The organism is Cupriavidus sp. CP313, assembly GCF_054072015.1.
On sequence record NZ_JBSVZB010000006.1, the window covers coordinates 1 to 19,773 of the forward strand.

Annotated in this window: 12 protein-coding genes and 2 pseudogenes; 3 read left to right on the plus strand and 11 right to left on the minus strand. The window is 65.1% G+C overall.

All coding sequences use genetic code 11. The features are described from left to right. Positions 1–75 precede the first annotated feature (75 nt). Genes ACW4E8_RS10425 through ACW4E8_RS10440 form a run of 4 tightly spaced genes read right to left on the minus strand, consistent with a single transcriptional unit; the run spans position 76 to position 10,010 of the window. The gene (locus tag ACW4E8_RS10425) at positions 76–6,663 is read right to left on the minus strand and encodes a hemagglutinin repeat-containing protein (protein ID WP_456804431.1); all 6,588 of its coding nucleotides are present in this window, start codon (positions 6,661–6,663) and stop codon (positions 76–78) included. Next, positions 6,660–7,010 (minus strand): ESPR domain-containing protein, encoded by a 351-nt coding sequence (locus ACW4E8_RS10430; RefSeq protein ID WP_456804432.1) that lies wholly within the window; start codon positions 7,008–7,010, stop codon positions 6,660–6,662. The genes ACW4E8_RS10425 and ACW4E8_RS10430 overlap by 4 nt, the downstream gene beginning before the upstream one ends. Before the next feature lie 43 nt (positions 7,011–7,053). Next, a complete protein-coding gene (locus ACW4E8_RS10435) occupies positions 7,054–8,190 on the minus strand; it encodes a glycosyltransferase family 4 protein (protein WP_456804433.1) in 1,137 nt (378 codons plus the stop codon). Positions 8,191–8,201: 11 nt separating this feature from the next. Then, positions 8,202–10,010 carry a ShlB/FhaC/HecB family hemolysin secretion/activation protein gene (locus ACW4E8_RS10440; protein WP_456804434.1) on the minus strand — a complete coding sequence of 603 codons (1,809 nt, stop codon included), beginning with the start codon at positions 10,008–10,010 and terminating at the stop codon, positions 8,202–8,204. 304 nt (positions 10,011–10,314) lie between these two features. Between ACW4E8_RS10440 and ACW4E8_RS10445 the strand changes: the two are divergent. Further along, positions 10,315–10,452 (plus strand): annotated as a pseudogene (locus ACW4E8_RS10445) (IS30 family transposase); the annotation flags it as partial. Between the two features lie 39 nt (positions 10,453–10,491). On the opposite strand, the gene ACW4E8_RS10450 reads toward ACW4E8_RS10445, so the two are convergent. From ACW4E8_RS10450 to ACW4E8_RS10465, 4 genes are all read right to left on the minus strand, one after another. Beyond that, positions 10,492–12,855: an acetamidase/formamidase family protein gene (locus ACW4E8_RS10450; RefSeq protein ID WP_456804435.1), complete on the minus strand. Its 2,364-nt coding sequence runs from the start codon at positions 12,853–12,855 to the stop codon at positions 10,492–10,494. Between the two features lie 97 nt (positions 12,856–12,952). After that, positions 12,953–13,144, minus strand: a complete 192-nt coding sequence (locus ACW4E8_RS10455; RefSeq protein ID WP_010812533.1) for a DUF1427 family protein — start codon at positions 13,142–13,144, stop codon at positions 12,953–12,955. 32 nt (positions 13,145–13,176) lie between these two features. Next, positions 13,177–13,386, minus strand: a complete 210-nt coding sequence (locus tag ACW4E8_RS10460) for a XapX domain-containing protein (RefSeq protein ID WP_010812532.1) — start codon at positions 13,384–13,386, stop codon at positions 13,177–13,179. A gap of 32 nt (positions 13,387–13,418) precedes the next feature. After that, a complete protein-coding gene (locus ACW4E8_RS10465; protein ID WP_456804436.1) occupies positions 13,419–14,444 on the minus strand; it encodes an acetamidase/formamidase family protein in 1,026 nt (341 codons plus the stop codon). A 257-nt stretch (positions 14,445–14,701) separates the two neighbouring features. Between ACW4E8_RS10465 and ACW4E8_RS10470 the strand changes: the two are divergent. Next, positions 14,702–14,989 (plus strand): annotated as a pseudogene (locus tag ACW4E8_RS10470) (CoA transferase); the annotation flags it as partial. Between the two features lie 95 nt (positions 14,990–15,084). Here ACW4E8_RS10470 and ACW4E8_RS10475 read toward each other — a convergent pair. After that, positions 15,085–16,380 carry a hypothetical protein gene (locus ACW4E8_RS10475; protein WP_456804437.1) on the minus strand — a complete coding sequence of 432 codons (1,296 nt, stop codon included), beginning with the start codon at positions 16,378–16,380 and terminating at the stop codon, positions 15,085–15,087. Between the two features lie 101 nt (positions 16,381–16,481). Further along, positions 16,482–17,471: a Bug family tripartite tricarboxylate transporter substrate binding protein gene (locus ACW4E8_RS10480; protein ID WP_456804438.1), complete on the minus strand. Its 990-nt coding sequence runs from the start codon at positions 17,469–17,471 to the stop codon at positions 16,482–16,484. Positions 17,472–17,625: 154 nt separating this feature from the next. On the opposite strand from ACW4E8_RS10480, the gene ACW4E8_RS10485 reads away from it, so the two are divergent. After that, positions 17,626–18,558, plus strand: coding sequence for a LysR substrate-binding domain-containing protein (locus tag ACW4E8_RS10485; protein ID WP_456804439.1), 933 nt, complete (start codon positions 17,626–17,628; stop codon positions 18,556–18,558). A gap of 28 nt (positions 18,559–18,586) precedes the next feature. Here ACW4E8_RS10485 and ACW4E8_RS10490 read toward each other — a convergent pair whose 3' ends face one another. Further along, positions 18,587–19,765 carry an acyl-CoA dehydrogenase family protein gene (locus tag ACW4E8_RS10490; RefSeq protein WP_456804440.1) on the minus strand — a complete coding sequence of 393 codons (1,179 nt, stop codon included), beginning with the start codon at positions 19,763–19,765 and terminating at the stop codon, positions 18,587–18,589. Between the last annotated feature and the right edge of the window lie 8 nt (positions 19,766–19,773).

Here is a 19,773-nt window from a genome sequence, read left to right on the forward strand (position 1 = left end):
TTCCTGCTTCGTTTTAGTCATAAACACAGTCGTATGCCTACCCGCTATTGTAAGTGGGGGACTGTGTCCGGCGATTCAGGGGGCCGCTCCACTGGTGGTCAGCGTCCCAGTCTTGAAGTGGTTGTCGGCCGGATCCGCGGTACTCGCCAGGATGCCTCCCTTCAGGTCGGTATTACCCTTCACATCGACATTAAACCCACCCTTGCCGGCATAGATGCCACTCTGCTCCTGCACCGAGCTGTAGACGCTGTCGGTATTGCCCTGCGTGACACTGCCGCTGGCGTGCACCGTGGTGCCGTAGCAGAAGGGCGGCACGCAGATGCTGGCCTGCATGCCGGACGATGACTCCTTGCTGTGATACGTCTCGGTATCCGGTCGGCTCTCGATGTTCAGGTCCCGGCCCACCGTGCCCTCGATGGTGTCGCCGATGAACTGAGTTCCCTTGAGATTGGTGTCGCGGCCGCTTACCACCGTGACCTTGTCGGTGCCCACCACGTGCGAATTGTGGTTCGTTACCGCCTCGCCGTTGGCCTTCGCCTTGTTCTGGCTCGCTGCCAGCTCGAGCGTGAAGCCGTTCTGATCGCCACCCAGACCAAGCCCCACGCCGACGCCGGCATTGCTGCCCGAGCTGCGGCTGTCCAGGGTGGAGTGGTCCTGTGCGCTTTCCAAGTTCACATCGCGCGCCGCGCTGAGGGTGACGGTCTTGCCCTCGATCTGCACGCCGCGCGCGCTGATGTCGCCGTCGGTGGCGAAACCGTCAGCATCCTTCTGGCGGGAGCCCGTCGCCGCGATGGTGACCGCATTGCCCGCTTTGACGGTCGTGCCCTGGTTGGTGCTCGCCTGGCTGTGTGATTCGCTGCTCTGGCTGCCACCACCCACGCTCGCGGTCACCTTGATCGCTGCGGTCTGGCTCACTCCGCCGCTGGTCACGGCCTGGATCCCCTGGATGCCGTTGGCGATGGCCAGGCCTGCCTGCACGCCATAGAGGGTCGCCACGCGGCCGTCCTTCTTGTCTTCGACGGCGTGTGCGGCATTCTCCGCGGCCTGGGCGGCGGTGACTGTATAGCCTGAGAGGGCCAGCGTCGTGCCGTACTGGCTCATGCGATGGCTTTCGTTCTGGCTGGTGGTGTCCGCGCCGGGATCGAGGATGACGTTCTTGCCGATCAACGTCACATCGTTGCCAGCGGCAATGTCGGCCCCGCGCGCGCTGATGTTCTCACCCGCGGCCATCGTCACGTTGCCCGACTTGCTGACCACCTGGCTGCGGATGGTGTTCTGGGTCGTCTGGTTGGCGTCGGTGTGGTGCGACTCGCTGCGCACGCCCACCGTGCCGGCGTAGCCGGTGCCGCCGAGGTCACCGATCTGGCGGCTGGAGCTGTCCGAGCGCTGCGACAGCGTGTCCTGGCCGGACAGGACGTCGATCTTGCCCTTGGCTGCGGACAGCGCCACATCGCCCTCGGCCGCAATGCCGCTGCCGGCGATGGCGATGTCGCCAGTGCGGGCCTTCACGCCCACGGTGTTGCCCGTGATGACGCTGGCGTTCTGCTTGCTGCTGGCGGTAGCCCCGCTGGCATTGCTGGTCTGGCTGCCGAACGGCACCATGCCGACGCCGCTGTTGTTCGGGCCGCCGCCGATATGGCGGGCCACGTCGCCGGGGCTGGGCAGCGCGTTGCTGAACTTCCAGCCGCTGCTGCTGGCGCTGTTGGAGGCCTGATAGGTGTCGGTTGAGGCGCGGAGCGTCACATCCCGGGCCGCGTCCAGAATGGCCGCGTCGCCGGCGCTGATCGTGCTGCCTGACACCAGGATGTTGCCGTCGAGCGCCTTGCCGTTGGCATCGGTCTCCCCGTTGCCGGTCGCGCGCACGCGCACATTGCCGGCACCGGTGAGGCTGCTGCCACTGCTGGTGGTGGCCACGCTCGATCCTTGAGCGCTGCTCTTCTGGTTGCCGATGCGCACATCGACCTGGGGCAGGGTGAGGGCGGACGCGCCCAGTTCCTTGACCGTGCCGGTCACACGCGAGACGGTGCTGGGGTCCCGCTGCACCGCCTGCAGGTTCTTGATGGTGTCATAGGGCGTCCCGACCAGGGCGACCGACAGGCCGCTGGAACTGTTGCGCTGCTTGGCAGCCTGGTACACGCGATCCACGCCCTCGGCAACGGTCACGTTCTGCGCGAGGATGTCGATATTGCCTGCGCTGGCCTTGTCCTTGTCCTTGTCCCCCTTGCTGCCGGCAATCACATCGCTGCCGATCACGGCGGCATCCTTGCCAGCCGTGATGATGACGTTGCCGTCGCTGGCCCCCACCACGCTGCGCGCGTCGCTCTGGGTAATCGCCAGCGTGTGGCTTGAGCCAGACGATTCGTTCTTGCCTACGGAAACGCCGACGCCGCCCTGGCCTGCGAAGGCGGATACCCCGGACTTCTTGACCTGCCGTGCGTCGCTTTCCTCGCGGATGTTCTGGCCGGCGGTGACCAGCACGTCGCCGCGCGTGGCCGTGAGGGCGACGCCGTCGGTCGCCGCGATGGCGCTCTGGCGCACAGTCAGGTCGTTGCCGGCCTTGACCCGGACGGTGTCGCCGGACAGCGTGCTGCCGACGCCAATATTGCTGTGGCGGCTCGACTGCTCGCTGCTTGAGGTGCGGGACACGAAGCTGCCGCGCTTCGATTGCACGTCGATGCTGCTGTCGTGCAGCTCGCGCGCCTCGGCCACGGTCACGTCGCGGTCCGCCACTACGTTCAGGGTGCTGACGCCTTTGCCGTCGGCGCCGGCCGTCACGTTGGCACCGGTCAGCGTCACGTTGCCCTTGCCGTCGGAACGATCCAGCCCGCCGCCCCGATCGGCGGATTTCACCGCGGCCAGCGTCGCATTGCCGCCGGCGGACAGGTTCACCGCCACGGTGGCCTGGTTGCGGCTGTGGTCTTCTTCCTGGCGGCCCTTGCTCTGGCGCGCCACGTTGTCATGGGTGGTCTCGTTGGTGACGGCGCTGGCCACGAGATCGCCGCCGGCAACCATGGTCAGATCGGTACCCGCCTGGACCTGGGAGCCCTTGAGAGTCGTGTCGCCGCCGCTGCTCGTGGTGAGGCTGCCACCAGTCGTGACGGCGCTGACTGTGTGCTCGGTGCGGCTGTCCTCACCGTGGTGCTTGTCGCTGTTGTAGAGCGACTGCCGGATCTTGCCTTCGAGCGTGTCGAGGGTGAGGTTGCGGCCGGCGAGCAGGGCCGCATCGCCGCCGGCGTTGATGTTCGACCCGGTAGCTGTGATGTCACGGCCAGCCGAGAGCAGCATGTCGCCAGTCGAGGTGATACCCGCCTGCTGGCCATAGCGGCTGGTCGATGCCTCGGAATTCCCGGCGGCGGACTGCACGCCCCGCTGGTCGAAGAGGGTGACGTTCTGGATGTCGCGCCCGGCGACCAGCCCGACCTTGGCACCGCTGATCTGACCAGACTGGTTCAGGATGTCCCGCCCGGCCGAGATGCCCGTGATGCCCTGGCTGCGAATGGCGCCGCCACGATTGATCACGTCATCGCGCGCGGCGATCGAGAGGCGACTCTTCGCGTCGACAATGCCGCTGTTCTGCAGCGTGCCGGCACTGCGCAGCTGCAGGTCGTCAGCCGCGATCAGCGCGCCATTGGCCTGCAGGTCCGCGGCATGCGCGCGTGCCAGGTAGATGCGCGGCACCAGCACGCTTTGGATGCTGCCGTCTGGCAGTGTGACGGTCTCCGACACCAGCCACACGATATCAGTCGTAAGCGCGTCCATCTGCGCTGCGGTGAGCGCCATGCCCGGCAAGAAATTTAACTGCTGGGCGGCATGTACGCCGGACGCCATCAGTGCCTTGTACTGCTCTTCCGCACTGTCGTAGCCTTGCAGATAGACGCGCCCGGTCAGGCTGGTCACCTGGTCGCGAACCAGCTTCTGCTCATAGAAGCCGTCGCCCAGGCGCTTCTGCGTCATGGCCGGGTCGATGCCGAGCAGCCCCAGCATGTAGTCCGACGAGATGAAGTTGCCATACTTCGTGAAGCGCGGATCCGTCTCGATCAGATACGTATAGCCCGGCTCGGTGTGGTACTTGTAGAGGCCATTGGTCGGCAGGCGGATCGGCACGTTGGCCAGCGTCACCGTGTTCACGCCGTGTGCGGTCACCTGGGTGCCGGTCACGGCGGTGCTGCCAGTACCGGCCATCGGGTCACTCTTGCCGACATCCTGGTTCTGGATGCCTCCGCCATAGATGGCCAGACGCCGCCCGGCAGTGATGTTGCCGCCGACCTTGCCGACCACGCCGGGCGTCATCACCACGCTGGGCTGGACGATCTGCCCGACATCGCGGTTGGCGTCCTCGTTCCAGGCGTAGGTCGAGACAATGTCCTGGGTCGAACGGCCATACAGCGTCTGGCCAACGTTGGTGACCGTGGTGGTGCCGAACTGGCCGGATTCCAGCACCCCGGAACTCGTCCGCTGATCGCCGATCTGCATGCTGCCGCCCGAGGCGACGGTGCTGTAGCGGTTGGTGAGGGTGCCGACATTTGCCAGGATCATGTCTCCGCCGGAGACCAGGCTGGCGCTGGGCTGATTCGGGTTGGCGTCGCGATCGGTGACGGTTGTGGTAGTCGTGTCGCGGGCAATCTCGACGCGCTGGAAGCCATTGTGCGCGTCGTTCCGCGTGGCGTACTCCGTGGCTGGATCGTAGTGGATGTCGCGGTTGTAGCCGTCCCAGTAGTTGACCGAGACGACGCCGTTGCTCTCGCTCAGCGTGTTGTAGTCGATCTGGGTGTCAACGCCGTTGATGTCGACAATCAGGCGCTGCCTGGAGTCATCGCGCGAGCGAATCTGGCTCGCGTTGAAGGTGACGTCAATTGGCGTCTTGTACGGGCCTTCCCACACATTCTGCTTGCAGGTGGTGTGCGGGTCGGCGTTGGTCGTGGGGCAGGGGATGTACTTCTCGCGCTTGAGCTCGTGCTTGGTGGCGACGGTAGTGTCGCTGGCGATCACTGGAGCCGGACGCTGGTTGACGACATCCTGCGCGGCGATTTCCACCACGCTGCCGTTGCTGCCGCCCTCGATCGTGCTGCTGTCGTTCAGCAGCAGACCGGTGCGGTTCTTGAGCAGGCCCCGATCGTCACGCTCGCCGTTGGCGGCGACGTTCAGGTCGCCCAAGGTATAGAGCGTGGCGCCTTCCGTATTGGTGTCTTGCTCCCGGCCGTAGACATTCAGGGTATCCGTGGCGGCCATGATCGCCGCGGCGCCGGTGTTGTGGATTTCGCGGGCATTGGTCGTCACCGTACCGCCGATGACCGTGCCGGTGTTATTGAGGATGTCGCCGTTGGTGGTGAGCGTATCGCCTTCGATCCGACCGGCGTTGGCGATATCGGCGGATGCATTCAGGGTCGTCGTGGCCGAATTGATTGTCGCGCCGGCCTCATTGACGATGCGGTTGCCATTGACCGTGAGGGCGTTGACGGCTTCGAGCTTGCCCTGGTTGCTGAAGGTGCCTGTGGTGCCAAACGTCAGGTTGTGCTCGGCCTTCAGCAGATTGGCGGCGGTGTTGTCGTAGTCGCCCTGCATGGCAACCGCGAGGTCGTTCCCCGCATGAACGGTGCCGGTCCCGGTAAATGAGTTGGTGTCCAGGTTGATGTCGCCATCGGCCACCACCTTGCCGCCCTCGTTGCTGAGCGAGGCAAGCTTGAATGCGGTGTTCCCGCCGGAAGCAAGGCTGCCGCGGTCGTTGTTGAGCACAACGCCCGCACCATTGACGGTGAGGCCGGAGCCGCCATAGGCCTGGCCACGGGTATTGTTGAATGCCATGCCGGCGGTAATCTCCATCGCGTGGCCGGAACTCATTTGAGCGCGCGCCGTATTGGCAATCTGGTTCGCGCTGACGGCCACATCGCCGTTGCCGCCCAGTGTGGCCCGGTTGGTGTTGATGAGTGTTGCCGCCGTGACGCCGGTCTTGCCGGTGCCCGTGTTGGCGATCTGGCCGGCGTCGTTGTTGAGCGTTCCCGTGGACGAGACGGCCAGCGTGGTGCCGCCCTGCAGCGCGCCGCCGGTGTTGTCCAGGTCGCCACCGATGGTGGCCTTCAGGTCTTCATCCGCGAGGATCGTGCCTTTACGGTTCGAGAGCGATGCGCCGGTAAACTGGACCGACTTGCCCGAGATCGTACCGCTGTCGTTGCGCCAGGTGACCTGGCTGCCATCGACAGTCAGACGCTGTCTGGCGTAGATCTGTCCGCCGGAGTTGTCGGCCGACTGGGTCAGGTGCAGACCGAGGTCGGTCCCGGCGATCAGTTGACCGCCATTGGTATTGACCAACTGGTCGGTGGTGATGGACACGGCACCATTGCCGCCGATCATGCCAAGGCCGGCCGTACCCGCGGCGTTGCTGTTCTCGATGCGCCGGGCGCGCACCGTAGCCAGGCCCGCACCGGCATTCGTGACGCGGCCCCCGGCGTTGGTGAGCTTGCCATCCACCGACAGTGACATGTCGCCCGCGTCGGTCAGCAGTGCGCCGCCGGTATTGTCGGCATCGCCGCGGATCGCCATGGTCGCGCCATTTTGGGCATAGAGGGTGCCGCCCCGGTTGGACAGCTGCTGCGCGGTGCCGTCGATCCGTGCGGCGCTTATCTTGGCGCCGTCGCTGCGCATCAGGCCCGCGGCATTGGCCGTCAACCCCTGGCCGGCGGTAACAGTGGCGTTGGCCAGATCGAGCGTGCCGGCCTGTGCGGTGCGGACGGGGAACTAATGCCGACCAGCGGTGTGCCGTTGGGCGCTGTCGTGACTGCAGGGCCATGACCCGCGCGTGGGTCGGAGACAATCTGCGCGCCGGCAAGCTGTACATACCCTGTTGACAGCAGCAGCGCCCACGCGATCGGGCGCAGCGTTGCCAAGAACGACCTGCCTGTGCCGCCGGCACGCTCCCCGGATGCTGCCTTGTGCGCGCCGTTGGCACACTCGGGCACGGCCATCAGCATGCCGCGTTGCTTGTTGAAGACCAGACGATAACGGTTTTGATTCATTGCTTCTTCTTACGTCAAGACATCAGAACAACAGCACACTTGATCATTTGTCGCCCCCCGCGACACGTTGATAGACCGACTCAGTGCCAGCAACGAAGCGCTCGAGGTCGAAGGACAGTTCACTGCGCCTGCGCGCGGCAGCTCCCATTTCCTGGAGCGCCTCCCGATGGTTCAGGATCTCCTGCAGACAATCGGCAATCTGCAATGGCGACCGGGGTTGCACGATCCAGCCATCGACATGGGGGGCGATGTTCTCGGGCAAGCCGGCGTAGTTCGTGACCATGACGGGTTTTGCCATCGCCATCATTTCGCGACAGGCAAATGAAATTGTCTCCACGGCATGCGACAGGACGAAGCCAACGTCCAACGCTGCAATGGCAGGCCGTACGTCGCTGACCACACCGAGCGCCGTAATGGCGCCCTCCATATCCAATTCGCGGATTCGTGCCAACTTCTCGGCATCTGGCGGTTCGCCCGCCACCAGGATATAAATGGCTGCGCGATCGCGCGCCGGCAAGCTGGCGACCGCTTCAACCAAATCCATCGTCCCCTTGTATCCGGTGAACCCGGTAACGGTGCCCACGATCAACTTGCTCAGGTTGGCGTCACCCAGCAACTGCCTGCGAACTGCCTGCGTCGCTGCCTGGTCGTAAGGAAAGAAATGTGTCACGTCCACGCCGTTGTGCACTGTCGTGACGCCGCAGGTTCCGTATGGTGTCGCCGACATGGCTCTCGCTGTGTGATGGCTTACGGCGATGACGTGGTCCGTCGCGATGCGCGCGCGCAGAAGGCTGGAGAATCCCTTTCCTACCGCAGTGGAGGCATGGCGCGTATACACCACCTTGGGCTTCGGCTCCCCCAGCCCGGCCATCGCGTACATCATCATCCTGTGGTCTGGCGACCCGTTGACGTGGACGATGTCAAAGCACTCGCGGCGTATCAGGTCGCGCAGCTGCCCGCGAACTCTCAGGATGTGCAGTAGATTCTTGGGCTTGCTCGGGAAATCCATGGCAACTACCTCAACGCCGGGAATTTCCCGAGACTGTTTATAGACATCACTGGTAGACGGGCATGCCACGAACACCTGATGGCGAGCAGCGAAAGCCTTCGCCAGTTCGCGAATGTAGGTGGTATGCCCGCCAGCCCAGCCCACGTGAGCGTTTGTCAACAGCAGCTTCATTGCTAGTGTTCTTAGTATTGAAGGGTCAGGGAGAATCCGCCTGTCGGCGAACGCGTGGGAAATCCGTCGGGCTTGTAGAGAGCCCAACCCAGGAAGGCGTCGTAATAGAGGCCCTTGACGGGCGAGCCGCGCAGGCCGATCGCCGTGCCAGCCAGGGTCTTGCCCGGCAGATAGGCGGCGCTCGGACCGCTCACGGTGCCGGCATCCAGCCCCATGTAGAAGCTGTGGCCCGTGTAGCCCAGCGGCACTTCCAGATCGTTGCGCCAGTAAAAGCCCCGCTCCGCGGCCAATGTCACGTCCCCGCTGAAGCCACGTACCGTCCAGCGATTGCCGATGGAGAGGAATTCGGAGGCCAGCAACTGGCGGTCGGAGTATTGGCCGTGGAAGGTGGTGGCGTAGCGCAGCGGCAGCCGGCGCTCGGCGGAGAGCGGCACGGTGAACGGCACCGAGAGCGTCGCGTCCAACAGGCCGATGCGGTACAGGAACTTGTCGCGCTGGCTCGGAGCGTCGGGCACGATCGTCTTCACCTGGGTCTGGCCGTTGAGCCAGGGCACCCCGAAACGGTAGGCGAGCGACAAGTCGAGTTGCGCGGTGCCGAAGTAGTGCCGGTGCAGCCAGCCGATCTCGGCAAAGGTTGTGCTGCGCTGCTGATTCAGGATCTCAGTGTCTTCGATGAAGGCGTGGCTCCAGCGATGGCCGATGCGGAACTGCAGGCTGTTCTTCTGGAACTGGTCGCGCTGGAAGAGGTACATGGCCTTCAGCTCGGCATTCTTCGAGTTGCCGCTCGACTCGAACACCTGATTCACGCCGGCGATGCGCTGGAAGTAATCGCTGCTGTTGGCGGAGGTGGCGAAGGTCCAGTCGCCCCACGGCACGGAATAGAAGGCATTGAAGCCGCGCGAGCCTCGTCCACCCTGATTGACGCTGGCGTCGTGGCCATAGCCGATATTGAAGAGGTCATTCAACCCAAGCAGGTTGTCGATGCCGAGCGACAAATTGCCCTGGAGCTTGCCGGTGGCGGTATTGCCACTGTCATCGAGCGAGGCGATGAGCTTCCAGGCTTTGGTACGCCGCACGGTGATCACTACGTCCGACTCGCCCGGCAGCTCGCCCGGGACGATCTGCATCTCGACGTCCTGGCTGGGTACCCGCTTCATCTGCTCCAGGCCTTGCTCCAGGTCCCGCACGTTGAGCAGGTCGCCGGGGCGTGCGGGGAACGCGGACTTCCAGCTCCCGCGCAGGGTTTCATCAGCAAAGCGGATGTGGCGGATGACGCCTGGGATCAGGGACAGGCGCAGCACCCCGGTCGACAGGTCCTGCTCCGGCACCGCCACACGGGTGGTGGTATAGCCTCGGCCAAGAATCTGCGCGCCTAGGCGCCTGACGATGGTGTTGACGCCGTCGCGGCCGACGCACTGGCCGGCATACTGGTCCAGGTATTCCTGTGCAAAGCGGAAGGTGTCCATCGGCAACGCGCTTGCGCCCAATGCGCGGATGCTTCCCGGCAGTGCCTCTGGAACGGAAAGCTGGACGCGATTAATGGCAAAGCAAGGCGATTCCGCCGGTAAGTGCGTCAACAGCGCTTCGCGTTCAGCCGCGGCGCCGTCCAGCGACACGTTGGGCGCCTGGACCTGGCGGGCGCGCTCGTCGGCCTGTTCGATATTGCGCTCACGCTGGCGCTGCTGATTTTGCTCGGCGCGCGAACGGCGCAGCGCTTCTTCGACGTCGGGCGGCGTCTGGCCGAGCGCGCCACCCGCCAGCGCAACGCTTGCCGTAGCGCCAAGCAGCCTGGGAAGTAGGGAAGGAAAGCGACGTCTCATCAATTCGAAAGCGCAAACGGGGCCGGGCTGCATTCCGATTTCGAAAATGCAGCCTATGGTTGTTGGTTCCGGGGGCGATATGCCGCACGATAATGGAACGTTGCTACGCCCCAATCGCGAGATTGCAAAGATTCACATTCCGTGACGAAAATCAAACGCCAACGAATCAATGCGCTTTTGAATTTCAGGCAGGCGAGCGGCTATTAGCGCGCAAAGATAACAATGCCGCAAGCAGACGCATATAGGACGATTTCTATTTCTCGCTCGGAAATTTCTGCATTTCCAGCCGAGTAGTAGTGATCTGCGGCAGTTGCCGGGACATTGAGAGGGCGACCTCATCAAAGGCGCGTTCAATCGGTCGACCGTCGGCACATTGGTGGAGCGAAAGACACGCATCGTGATTTTGTGCCGCATGGACGGCTGCACCGCCCAGGGCGCGCTCGCCCATTGGCGAATGGCGGGCAGGTTTGGCAGCGGTCTGCTAGCGCCGGGTGAACATCGACTTCCTGATAATGGCATGCACGCCCCAGTTGCCATTGACCACCTGCGTGATGCCGAAATCCACCGCAACGGAGATCAGCGCGACCGCCTCGTCCTCACTCAGCCCCTTGACCGACATGAGGAAGCGGCGTGTCTTGCGGAAGGCGTCGCGCATGGCGTCGTCGAGGGTGGACTTCAGGTAGATGTGGCTCTGCGCCATCTGGCCCAGTTCAGCCAGGTGGTTCGGCGAGCTGAAGCCATGCAGGATCCATTCGTCGGCGGTTTCCACCAGCGGGTAGCTCAGGTCGGCGAAGGGAGCGCCGCGGTCGATCATGGTGCTCTTGTGCAGGATGAGCTGGAAGTCACCGGTGAGCGAGCATTCGATGGCCGTGCCGCACAGCTCGGAGTCTCCCTGCGAGGCATGGGGATCGCCAATCGACAGCAGGGCGCCCGGCACGGCAACCCTGAGATAGACGCTGGCGCCCCGGGTGACGCGCCAGTTGTCCAGGTTGCCGGCGAAGCTGGAGGGCGGGATGGAGTCGATCAGGCCGTCCTGCGCCGGCGCCACGGCGATGACGCCGAAGTGGGGGCGGACCGGTATCTCGATATCGCGCAGCACGTCGTAGTTCTTGACGATGGTGTCGTGGTCGACTGGTACGCCGGGATAGTCGATGGTCGGGTGCAGCACGCCGAACGGATCGCGCTGCGGCGTCCAGCGGAAGTTGTAGACCGCGCGCGCCCGGCTATCGGCACGTTCGCAATCGATCTCGAAGACGGTGACCACTTCGCGCTCGCGCGGCTCGGTCAGCATGTCGCGATAGTGAAAGCCCCACCAGGTCGCGGCGTTGCTGCCGAAGGCCCTGCCGGCAAAGCGCGGGTTGCAGCACGGGCGCGGGCGCACGTCGAGGATGCGCACCTCCAGCACATCGCCGGGCATGGCGCCGCGCACCGCGACCGGGCCGGTGCAGATATGCACGCCAAAGCCTTCGCCGGCGCCGCGGCCATAGACCGAGGCGTCGATGGGGCCGGCACCGCGCCGGTTGACGTTCTTCTGCTCTGCGGTCCAGTGAAAGACGCTTTCGGCGCCGGCGTCGCCGTCGATCATGCGTTCCCGGTCGTCAGAGGCGTGCTGCGTCAGTGTTTCGATGGTGACGGTGTCGCCGGGCATGACCTCAAGCACGGGCGGCAGGTCGTGGCTGAGATAGCCCCAGTGCACGGTCTTGTCCGTGGCCTGCAGCCAGTGGTGCCGGCCTTCCGGGCGGGCGGCGTGCGAGCGGGCCTGGGTGATGGGGACGATGGTGGGCGCCGGTTGCAGGCGCGCAGCAGAGCCATCGTTCGCGGGCGCGCCAGGACTGGCGGGAGCACGTTTCGCATTGGCCGGAAGCCCGCGGGAGACATTCTGCGGTGGGCGATGCTCGGGCGTGTTCGCCGTCTGCTCACGGTAGGCGCGGGGCGAGATCCCGAACTGTTCGCGAAACGCGTGGCTGAAGTGCGAAGGGTCGTTGAAGCCCCAGCGATAGCAGATGTCGGAGACCGAGAGCTTGTCGTATTGGTGGTTGGCCAGGTCGGCCCGGCATCGCTCAAGCCGGCTGGTGCGCAGGTAGGCGGAAAAGCTGCTGCCGGATTTCTCGAAGAGCTTCTGCAGGTAGCGGGCCGACATGCGCTCGTCTGCGGCGATGGCGGCGAGGCTGAGTTCCGGCTCGGCAAGGCGTGCGTCGATGCGGCTGCAGACGCGCGCAAAGACGGCCGCGCGCGAGGGCGTCATGTCCGGCGGTGCGCTGGGCTGGCTGTCGGCCAGCGCGGCGTCAAGGCAGGCGGTGATGGTGTTGTCGAAGGGCTGGATGGCCTTGGCGTTTGCGGACACGATGGTGTCGAAGCTGGCCGCCATGGACTGGAGCAGGCGGGCAAACAGTTCCGCGGCGTCGCCGCTCAGCACCAGCGCGGAGCGAGGCAAGGGGGCGGTGATGCGTGCGCTGAGCAATGCCTGGCCGATATGCACGATCAGCATCCGGAAGCTGGTGGCCAGGGCCAGCCTGCGGGCGGCGTGTTCCGGCACGCAGACAACCTGCCCGGGCCGCAGCGGTTCATGCAGTTCCGGCGCAGCGAGGTGCGCTTCGCCTTCTGTCAGCATCAGCAGCATCAGGCCGCGGCCATCGCCGCTGGTGATGGCTAGCGTCTGGGGGACCGACGCAATGCAGGCCAGCTCGATGCCCGCGGGGGTGGTCCGGGACTCGATCGTGCCGTGCAGGGTGTGATCGGCGCACAGGCTTTCGCAATGCAGGCGTGCGGCGCGGAGTTCGTCACGCCAGGCTGCGCCGCGCCGGTTGCGTGGATAGGCTTCGGTGGAAAAACGCAAAAGGTGCAATTGAGCCTCCCTGGCATCACGCTGCAACAGCGAAAACGGGCGGACATTGCTGTCCGCCGCGCATCCAAAGCATTTCTTGCGAAGGCCAGGCCCTCCGCTAGCCGAACAGCAACTGCCCCCGCATCGCGGCCACCAGTACGAATCCCGCAAACGTGCCAAAGATGGCGAAGATCCCGCCGAGCACGTTCGGGGCCGGTATCGGCGCACGTACCGCAGTGTAGATAACGCCAGTCACCAAGCCAACGGCTGCGGCCTGCAGCTCGGTGCTGCCCAATGCAATTTCGACCATGTCATTCCCCAATCTCATGAATTGCGCGTGATTCAGCGGCTTTCCGGCGGCCGCCCGAAGGCGATGGTCCTGCGCCAGGCGTGCACGATCAGGTAGCCGATGTAGGTGAAGAGGATGGCGCAGATCCCGCCGGTGACGTTTGGCGCCGGGATCGGCAGGTTCAGCCAGGAATACAGGGTGCCGGTGACCAGGCCGACAATCAGTGCAACCAGCTCGTTGCGTCCTATGTAGACGTATTGCATGCGGCGTTCTCCCTTTGTATTGAGTTGACGGCTCAGCCCTTGTCCTTGGGCGGGAAGATCGAGCGCGGCATGGTGCAATGGATGCCCTGGGTGCCATCGACGACTTGCGTCACGCCGAAGTCAGCCGAGACGCTCATGAGCGAATAGGCATCGTCGCGCGAGAGTCCCTGTTGCTCGGTCAGCAGGTGGATCATGTCGCGGGCCGCGTTCTTGCCGGCTTCATCCAGGTCTTCATGAAAGCCATGGACGACCCAGCAATCCGGCGTTTCCAGCAGCGGCGACGGGAAGTGGAAGTCCTTGCGCAGGACCACCTGGAAGAGGACGTTCAATGAGGCCTCGATGGCGGTGCCGCTGACTTCGCCGTCGCCTTGCGAGATATGCGGGTCGCCGATCGAGAACAGCGCGCCGTCGACCTGGACCGGGTAGTACATGGTGGCGCCGGCGCCGATGCGCCAGTTGTCGATATTGCCGCCATGCAGGCCGGGCTCGACCGTCGAGACGCGGCCGCGCGCATCGGGCGCGACGCCGGCCGTGCCAAGGTGCGGCCGCACGGGAACGCGCACGCCGGCCAGCGCGGGCTGCCGGCAGCATTCGCGTTCGTCGACGACCTTGCCGGGGATGGTCAGCTTGCCGGGATAGTCGAAGGCGTACAGCGCGTGCGCGGTGTTGGAGGCCTGGTCCAGCTCATAGATGGTGACCCGCTCCTTCTCGAACTCCTTGTAGAGCTGGCCCCAGTGCGCGGCGACATTGGCCCCGAAGCGGAAGCGGGGAATCATCTGCAGGTAGCGAACCTCAAGCACATCGCCGGGCTTGGCATCTTCGACAAAGATGGGCCCGGTCATGATATGCACGCCGGGGTTGCGGTCGTCTTGGGGAATTGTCTGGTAGAGCTGGCGGATGGCGTCGTCCATCATCAGGTCGGGGGCATCGCCGGCATGGTGGGTCACCGCTTCGGCGCGAATGAGGTCGCCGCTTTTCACGGTCAGGGCGGGCGCCTTGGCGGCGTCGAAGTAGCCCCAGTGGACGGTCTCGGGGCGGGCGGGCAGGTCGTGCAGCATGTTGTCTCCTTTGTTTTTTTGCAGCCGTGTCCGCAGCCGTTCACCCGGTGAACGGCTGGATTCGATGAAGTAATCAGGGACACTGGCTATGCGTGGCAGGCGGGGTATGCCTGGTACCGCACGGCAGTCCTGCAGGCGCCGCGCGGTGAGTCAATACTAGGAACAGGGCGTTCCGGGGCAGTAGGGCGATTCACCCCAAACTCTTGTGTTGCTGCGTACTAAGGTAAACCCGCAGCACGCTGCCGGGTAGCGGCGGAGTGCTGTCGCGCCTGAGCGCCGGCGGCATTCCGTGCGGCGAGGTGCTGGGGCTGCTGGAGGCACTGCGCTCAAAGCGCTCGGCCGAAGCGGGTTTGCTGGCCGAGATGCCCAACCCGGAGACCGGCCGCGTAGAAGTATTGGCGCCGCCGTACCGCCTGGACGGCCAGCGCGTGCCCGTGCGCGCCGCGCCGCCGCTGCTGTCGCAGGACACGGAGCGGGTGCTGGGCGATCTGCTGGGCATGGATGCCGGGCAGGTGGCGGGGCTTAAGGCTGCCGGGGTGGTCTGACCGTTGTTGGTGTCGCGCCGGTGCAAAGCCGGCGCAATTGCCACCCGTCAGTCACTTGCGGGGCTGGCACTGGCATGACCGCCAACCAGGGAGTCTTAGTCCGGGTCCACGTCGCCAGTCAGGGCGGAGACGTCTACCACGTACATCTGCCGCTCCGACGCATGGATCGAATCGATGCACACGTGCCGCCCGTCGCGGCTCCAGCGTGGATGCAGGTCGCAGCGGTTTTCCTTCTTCAGGTCCGAGCTGGTGTAGTAGCTGCCCAGGTCATGGCGCACGCCCTGCGCCATATCGAAGAGAAACAGCACGCGCTCGCTGGTGTGCGCGTCCGGATAGGTGTCGCTGAGCAGCCAGCGCTTGTTGGTGGGCGAGAAGGTCATGTGACCGTTCTCGGTCAGGGTGCCGTCGCCGATGACTTCAACCTTGCCGCCGGGGCTGTCGTGATAGAGGTGGTAGTGGATGTTGCCCGCGTGCGGTCCCCACACGATGATATGGGTGTCGTCCTGCCAGAGCGGGTGAGAGATCTGGTACTCGGATTTCTCATAGTCGAAGGTGCCGACCGCGCTTGGGTCGAAATCTTCAGCCAGCTGCGGCAGCGGATGGTCGGAGCATTCGAGCAGGCGCATGTCGCTGCCGTCCGGGTTGACCGTGATCAGCCGGTGCAGGAAGCAGGTTTCGTCCTCGACCCGTTCGGTCCAGCGGTGCAGCAGCAGCACGCGCGACGAGGACGGGTTAATTTCGATATGGCTGACCCAGTGGATGGCCTTGTCCATCGAGGCGCGCGGATGGAAGTTGCGCAGGGCTGCGTAGCTGACGCTCAGGCGCGTCTGGCCGGTGCGCAGGTCCATGTAGTGGATGCCGTCGCCGGCGGGCGCATTGTCCAGCGCGGGCTGGGTGCCGTGGTCGCTGTAGCCGATGGTCTGGTGCGTGACGTAGAGGCGGCGGTAGTCCACGCACAGTGCATAGCGGCTGTCCGGCGCGAGCACATAGAGCGGCATCGGCAGCTGGCGCGCTTCACCGGTGTCGAGGTTGAAGATGGTGGCGCCCAGGTTGGGATAGAAGGCCTTCGCGTCCTGGGTGCGGCAGTTGTAGACAAGCTGGCGCTGCGCTTCGCCATCCAGCCATTGCAGCTGCGAGCCCATCTGCCAGTTCCAGGCGGTGGTTTCCCCCACGCGATGGAAGCGCTCGTTGTCCTGCAGGTCGAAGTAGCCGATCTCGGCAACCAGGTCGGGGGTCAGGTCAGCATCGGCCATCGGCACGCGCTGCGCCAGCAGGTAGCGGCCGCTGCGCTCCCAGTTGGTCTTGTTGTAGTAGCCGAAGAAGTGATGATGCTCGCCCGCGCCGACGCGGCGGCAGGGCAGCGGCGTGGCAATGATGCGTTCCGTTGACATGAAGCGTGTGTGTCCGTGTTGAAGCTGAAGTCTGGAAGGGCCAATGGCTGGCCGCGCGGCCAGCCATGAAAGGGGAGTGTCCGTGTGTGGATGGAAGCCGCTTATTCGGCAGTGATCTTGCCCTTCAGGATCACCTGGTCCCAGCGCACTTTCTCCGCGGCGACGAACTTCTGCGCGGCATCGCGCGTATTGGCCACCGGGGTCATGCCCTGCTCTTGCAGTCCCTGCCGGAACTCCGGCGTGGCCACGATCTGGCGGATATCGGCGTTGAGCTTGTCCGCGATCGCATCGGGCACCCTGGCGCCAACCGCAACCGTGGTCCAGGAAGTCGCCACGAACGACGGGAAGCCGGCTTCGCTGGCAGTGGGCACATCGGGCAGCGCCGCCGAGCGGGTCTTGCCGGTCACCGCCAGCGCCTTGAGCTTGCCGGAGCGGATATAGGCCAGCGTGGTGGGCGGATTCTCGAACATCATGTCGATCTGGCCGCCGAGCAGGTCCGTCATGGCCGCGGAGCTGCCCTTGTACGGCACGTGCGTGATCGGGGCATTGGCGTTGAGGCGGAACAACTCGCCCATCATGTGCACCGAGGAACCGACGCCGGCCGAGCCGAAGGTCCGGGTGTCTGGCTGCTGGCGCGCCAGGCTGGCCAGTTGCTGCAGGTTGTTCACCGCCAGCTTCGGGTTGACCACCACCACGTGCGGCATCTCGGCCAGCACCGTCACGACCTTGAGGTCGGTGGCGGGGTTGTAGTTCAGCTTACTGAAGGTGGCATAGGTGGCGTGCAGGCCCAGCGAGCCCAGCAGCAGCGTGTAGCCGTCGGGCGCTGCATCGACCACGGCCTTGCCCCCGATATGGCCGCCGGCGCCGGGCCGGTTCTCGACCACCACCGATTGCTTGTAGAGCTTGCCCAGTCGGTCGGCCAGCATGCGGGCCTGCAGGTCCGAACTGCCCCCCGCGCTGAACGGCACGATGATCCGGATGGTGTGGTCCGGATAGCCCGCCTGGGCGAGTGCGCCGCCGGTGCCGGCGATGGCCAGCACGGCCGCAACGATCCCGCGTTTCCAATCATTCCGGGGCGAATGCCGCTTCATCACTTTTCTCCTTGGGTTCTGGTCCTGCCGTCTTGGAAGCGGCAATGCGAAGCGAGTGTAGAGGAGGGGTTGGCATTCTGAATAATTCTTTGTTCAATGTACCCTATGCAGATTTGATATACATTGCCCGACTCGCCAGTCCCTTGCCGATGCCATGTCCCGTCCCTTGAATTTCCGCCAGATCGAGGCGTTCCGCGCGGTCATGCTGACCGGAACCACGACCGCGGCCGCTGCCATGCTGCATACGACCCAGCCGTCTGTGAGCCGTTTGCTGGCCCAGATGCAGGCGGCGACTGAACTGAAGCTCTTCGATATCCAGAAAGGCCGGCTGCGGCCGACGCAGGAGGCGCAGCGCCTGTTCGACACGGTGCAGAACCACTTCCAGGGGCTGGCGCGGATCGAGCAGGACGTGGCGGTGCTGCGCAAGTCCGGCACTGGCGTGCTGCGCATCGGCTGCACGCCTTCGCTCGGGCTGGGGGTAATGCCCAAGGTGATCCGGCCGTTCACCGAGCGGCACCCGGACGTGCATATCAGCCTGCAAACGGTCGGCGGGCACCAGTTGCGCGAAGGGCTGCTGCATGGCCTGTACGACCTGGTGCTGACCACCAGCGAGATCGACCATCCGCACCTGGATGTCAACGTGGTGCATCAGTCGGGAGCGGTGTGCGTCATGCACCCGGAACATCCGCTGGCGGCGCGCGACACCCTTCGCGTGCGCGACCTGCGCGGTCAATTCCTGATCCTGCTGAACGCAGACGATGCGCTGCACCTGGCGGTGCAGCGGCTCATGCAGCGAGCCGCCGTCGAGCCGTCGGCGACCATCGAGACCACTTACTCAGGCACGATCTGCACGATGGCGGCCGAAGGGGCGGGCATAGGGATCGTCAATCCCTATGTCGCGGCTGTATTCGGACATGGCTTGCGCGTGGTGCCGCTCGCACCACGCTGCCCGGTGGAGGTGCGCATGGCGTTTTCCGGGCATTCCGCGCCATCGGAGATCGCGGAGGAATTCGCGGCGCTGCTGGCGGCGCATTTTCGCGTGCGCTCGCCGTTGGCGGAGAAGACGGGGCGGGTGCGGGGCGGCTGAGCGGCGGGTATGCCCCGCGCGGGGCGCATCAGCCTGCGCTGCCGCCCTCCAGCGCCGCCCCCCGCGCCTCCATCGTCCTGCGCGCAATATTGAGCTGGTGGATCTGCGTCGTGCCCTCATACAGCCGGAACAGCCGCACATCGCGATAGAAGCGCTCGGCCACGGTGCGCGCCATATAGCCGCTGCCGCCGAACACCTGCACCGCGCGGTCGGCCACGCGGCCAGCCATCTCTGAGGCGAACAGCTTGCACATCGACGCCTCCATGGTCACGTCTTCGCCGGCGTCGCGCTTGCGCGCGGTGTCCAGCACCAGTGCGCGGGCGGCGTGCAGTTCCGTATTGCTGTCGGCAATCATCTGCTGCACCAGCTGGTAGTCCGCGATCGGCTTGCCGAACTGCCGGCGCTGCGCCGCGTAGCGGACCATCTCGTCGACCAGCCGGATGGCCGGCCCCACGCACAGGCCCGCGAGGTTGATGCGCTGCTTGTTCAGCGCCTTCATCGCCGTCTTGAAGCCGACATTGGGTTTGCCGCCGACGATGGTGCTGGCCGGTACGCGGCAGTCCTTCAGGTAGACATCGCCTACCGGCGAGCCGTGCTGTCCCATCTTGCGTTCCGGTTCGCTGGTGCTGAGGCCCGGGGTGCCGCGCTCGATCAGGAAGGCGCTGATGCCATGGGCGCCGGGCGTATCGGGATCGGTGCGGGCGAACACGGTGAAGAGGTCGGCGATCGGGGCATTGGTGATGAAGCACTTGGCGCCGTTCAGCACGTAGTGATCGCCGTCCTGGCGTGCGGTGGTTTGCAGCGACGTCGCATCGGAGCCGGCTTCGGGCTCGGTCAGCGCAAAGCAGCCGGTCACTTCACCGGAGGCCAACCGCGGCAGGTAGCGCTGCCGCTGCGCTTCGGTGCCGTCGGCCACCAGCGATTCGGAGGCGATGCCGGTGTTGCCGCCAAAGCGGGCACGGAACACGGTGGCGGCCTGCGAGACCTCGATATTCACCAGCGCCAGTTCTTCCGTGGTCAGCCCTGCGCCGCCGTACGCTTTGGGGATGCTGTGGCCGAACAGGCCGAGGCGGCGCATCTGCTCGACCACGGGCTCGGGGATGAAATCGGTACGGTCGATCTCCGCCTCTAGCGGGATGCAGGTTTCCAGCACGAAGCGGCGGATATCGGCAAGCAGCGCTTGCTGGCGGGCGGAGTCGCGAATCATGGAGGGTT

Coding starts and splice junctions, on each gene's coding strand:
- ACW4E8_RS10485 (WP_456804439.1), top strand. CDS start 17,626: ATGTCCCGTCCCTTGAATTTCCGCCAGATCGAGGCGTTCCGCGCGGTC.
- ACW4E8_RS10430 (WP_456804432.1), bottom strand. CDS start 7,010: ATGAATCAAAACCGTTATCGTCTGGTCTTCAACAAGCAACGCGGCATG.
- ACW4E8_RS10435 (WP_456804433.1), bottom strand. CDS start 8,190: ATGAAGCTGCTGTTGACAAACGCTCACGTGGGCTGGGCTGGCGGGCAT.
- ACW4E8_RS10490 (WP_456804440.1), bottom strand. CDS start 19,765: ATGATTCGCGACTCCGCCCGCCAGCAAGCGCTGCTTGCCGATATCCGC.
- ACW4E8_RS10480 (WP_456804438.1), bottom strand. CDS start 17,471: ATGAAGCGGCATTCGCCCCGGAATGATTGGAAACGCGGGATCGTTGCG.
- ACW4E8_RS10455 (WP_010812533.1), bottom strand. CDS start 13,144: ATGGTCGAAATTGCATTGGGCAGCACCGAGCTGCAGGCCGCAGCCGTT.
- ACW4E8_RS10465 (WP_456804436.1), bottom strand. CDS start 14,444: ATGCTGCACGACCTGCCCGCCCGCCCCGAGACCGTCCACTGGGGCTAC.
- ACW4E8_RS10440 (WP_456804434.1), bottom strand. CDS start 10,010: ATGAGACGTCGCTTTCCTTCCCTACTTCCCAGGCTGCTTGGCGCTACG.
- ACW4E8_RS10475 (WP_456804437.1), bottom strand. CDS start 16,380: ATGTCAACGGAACGCATCATTGCCACGCCGCTGCCCTGCCGCCGCGTC.
- ACW4E8_RS10460 (WP_010812532.1), bottom strand. CDS start 13,386: ATGCAATACGTCTACATAGGACGCAACGAGCTGGTTGCACTGATTGTC.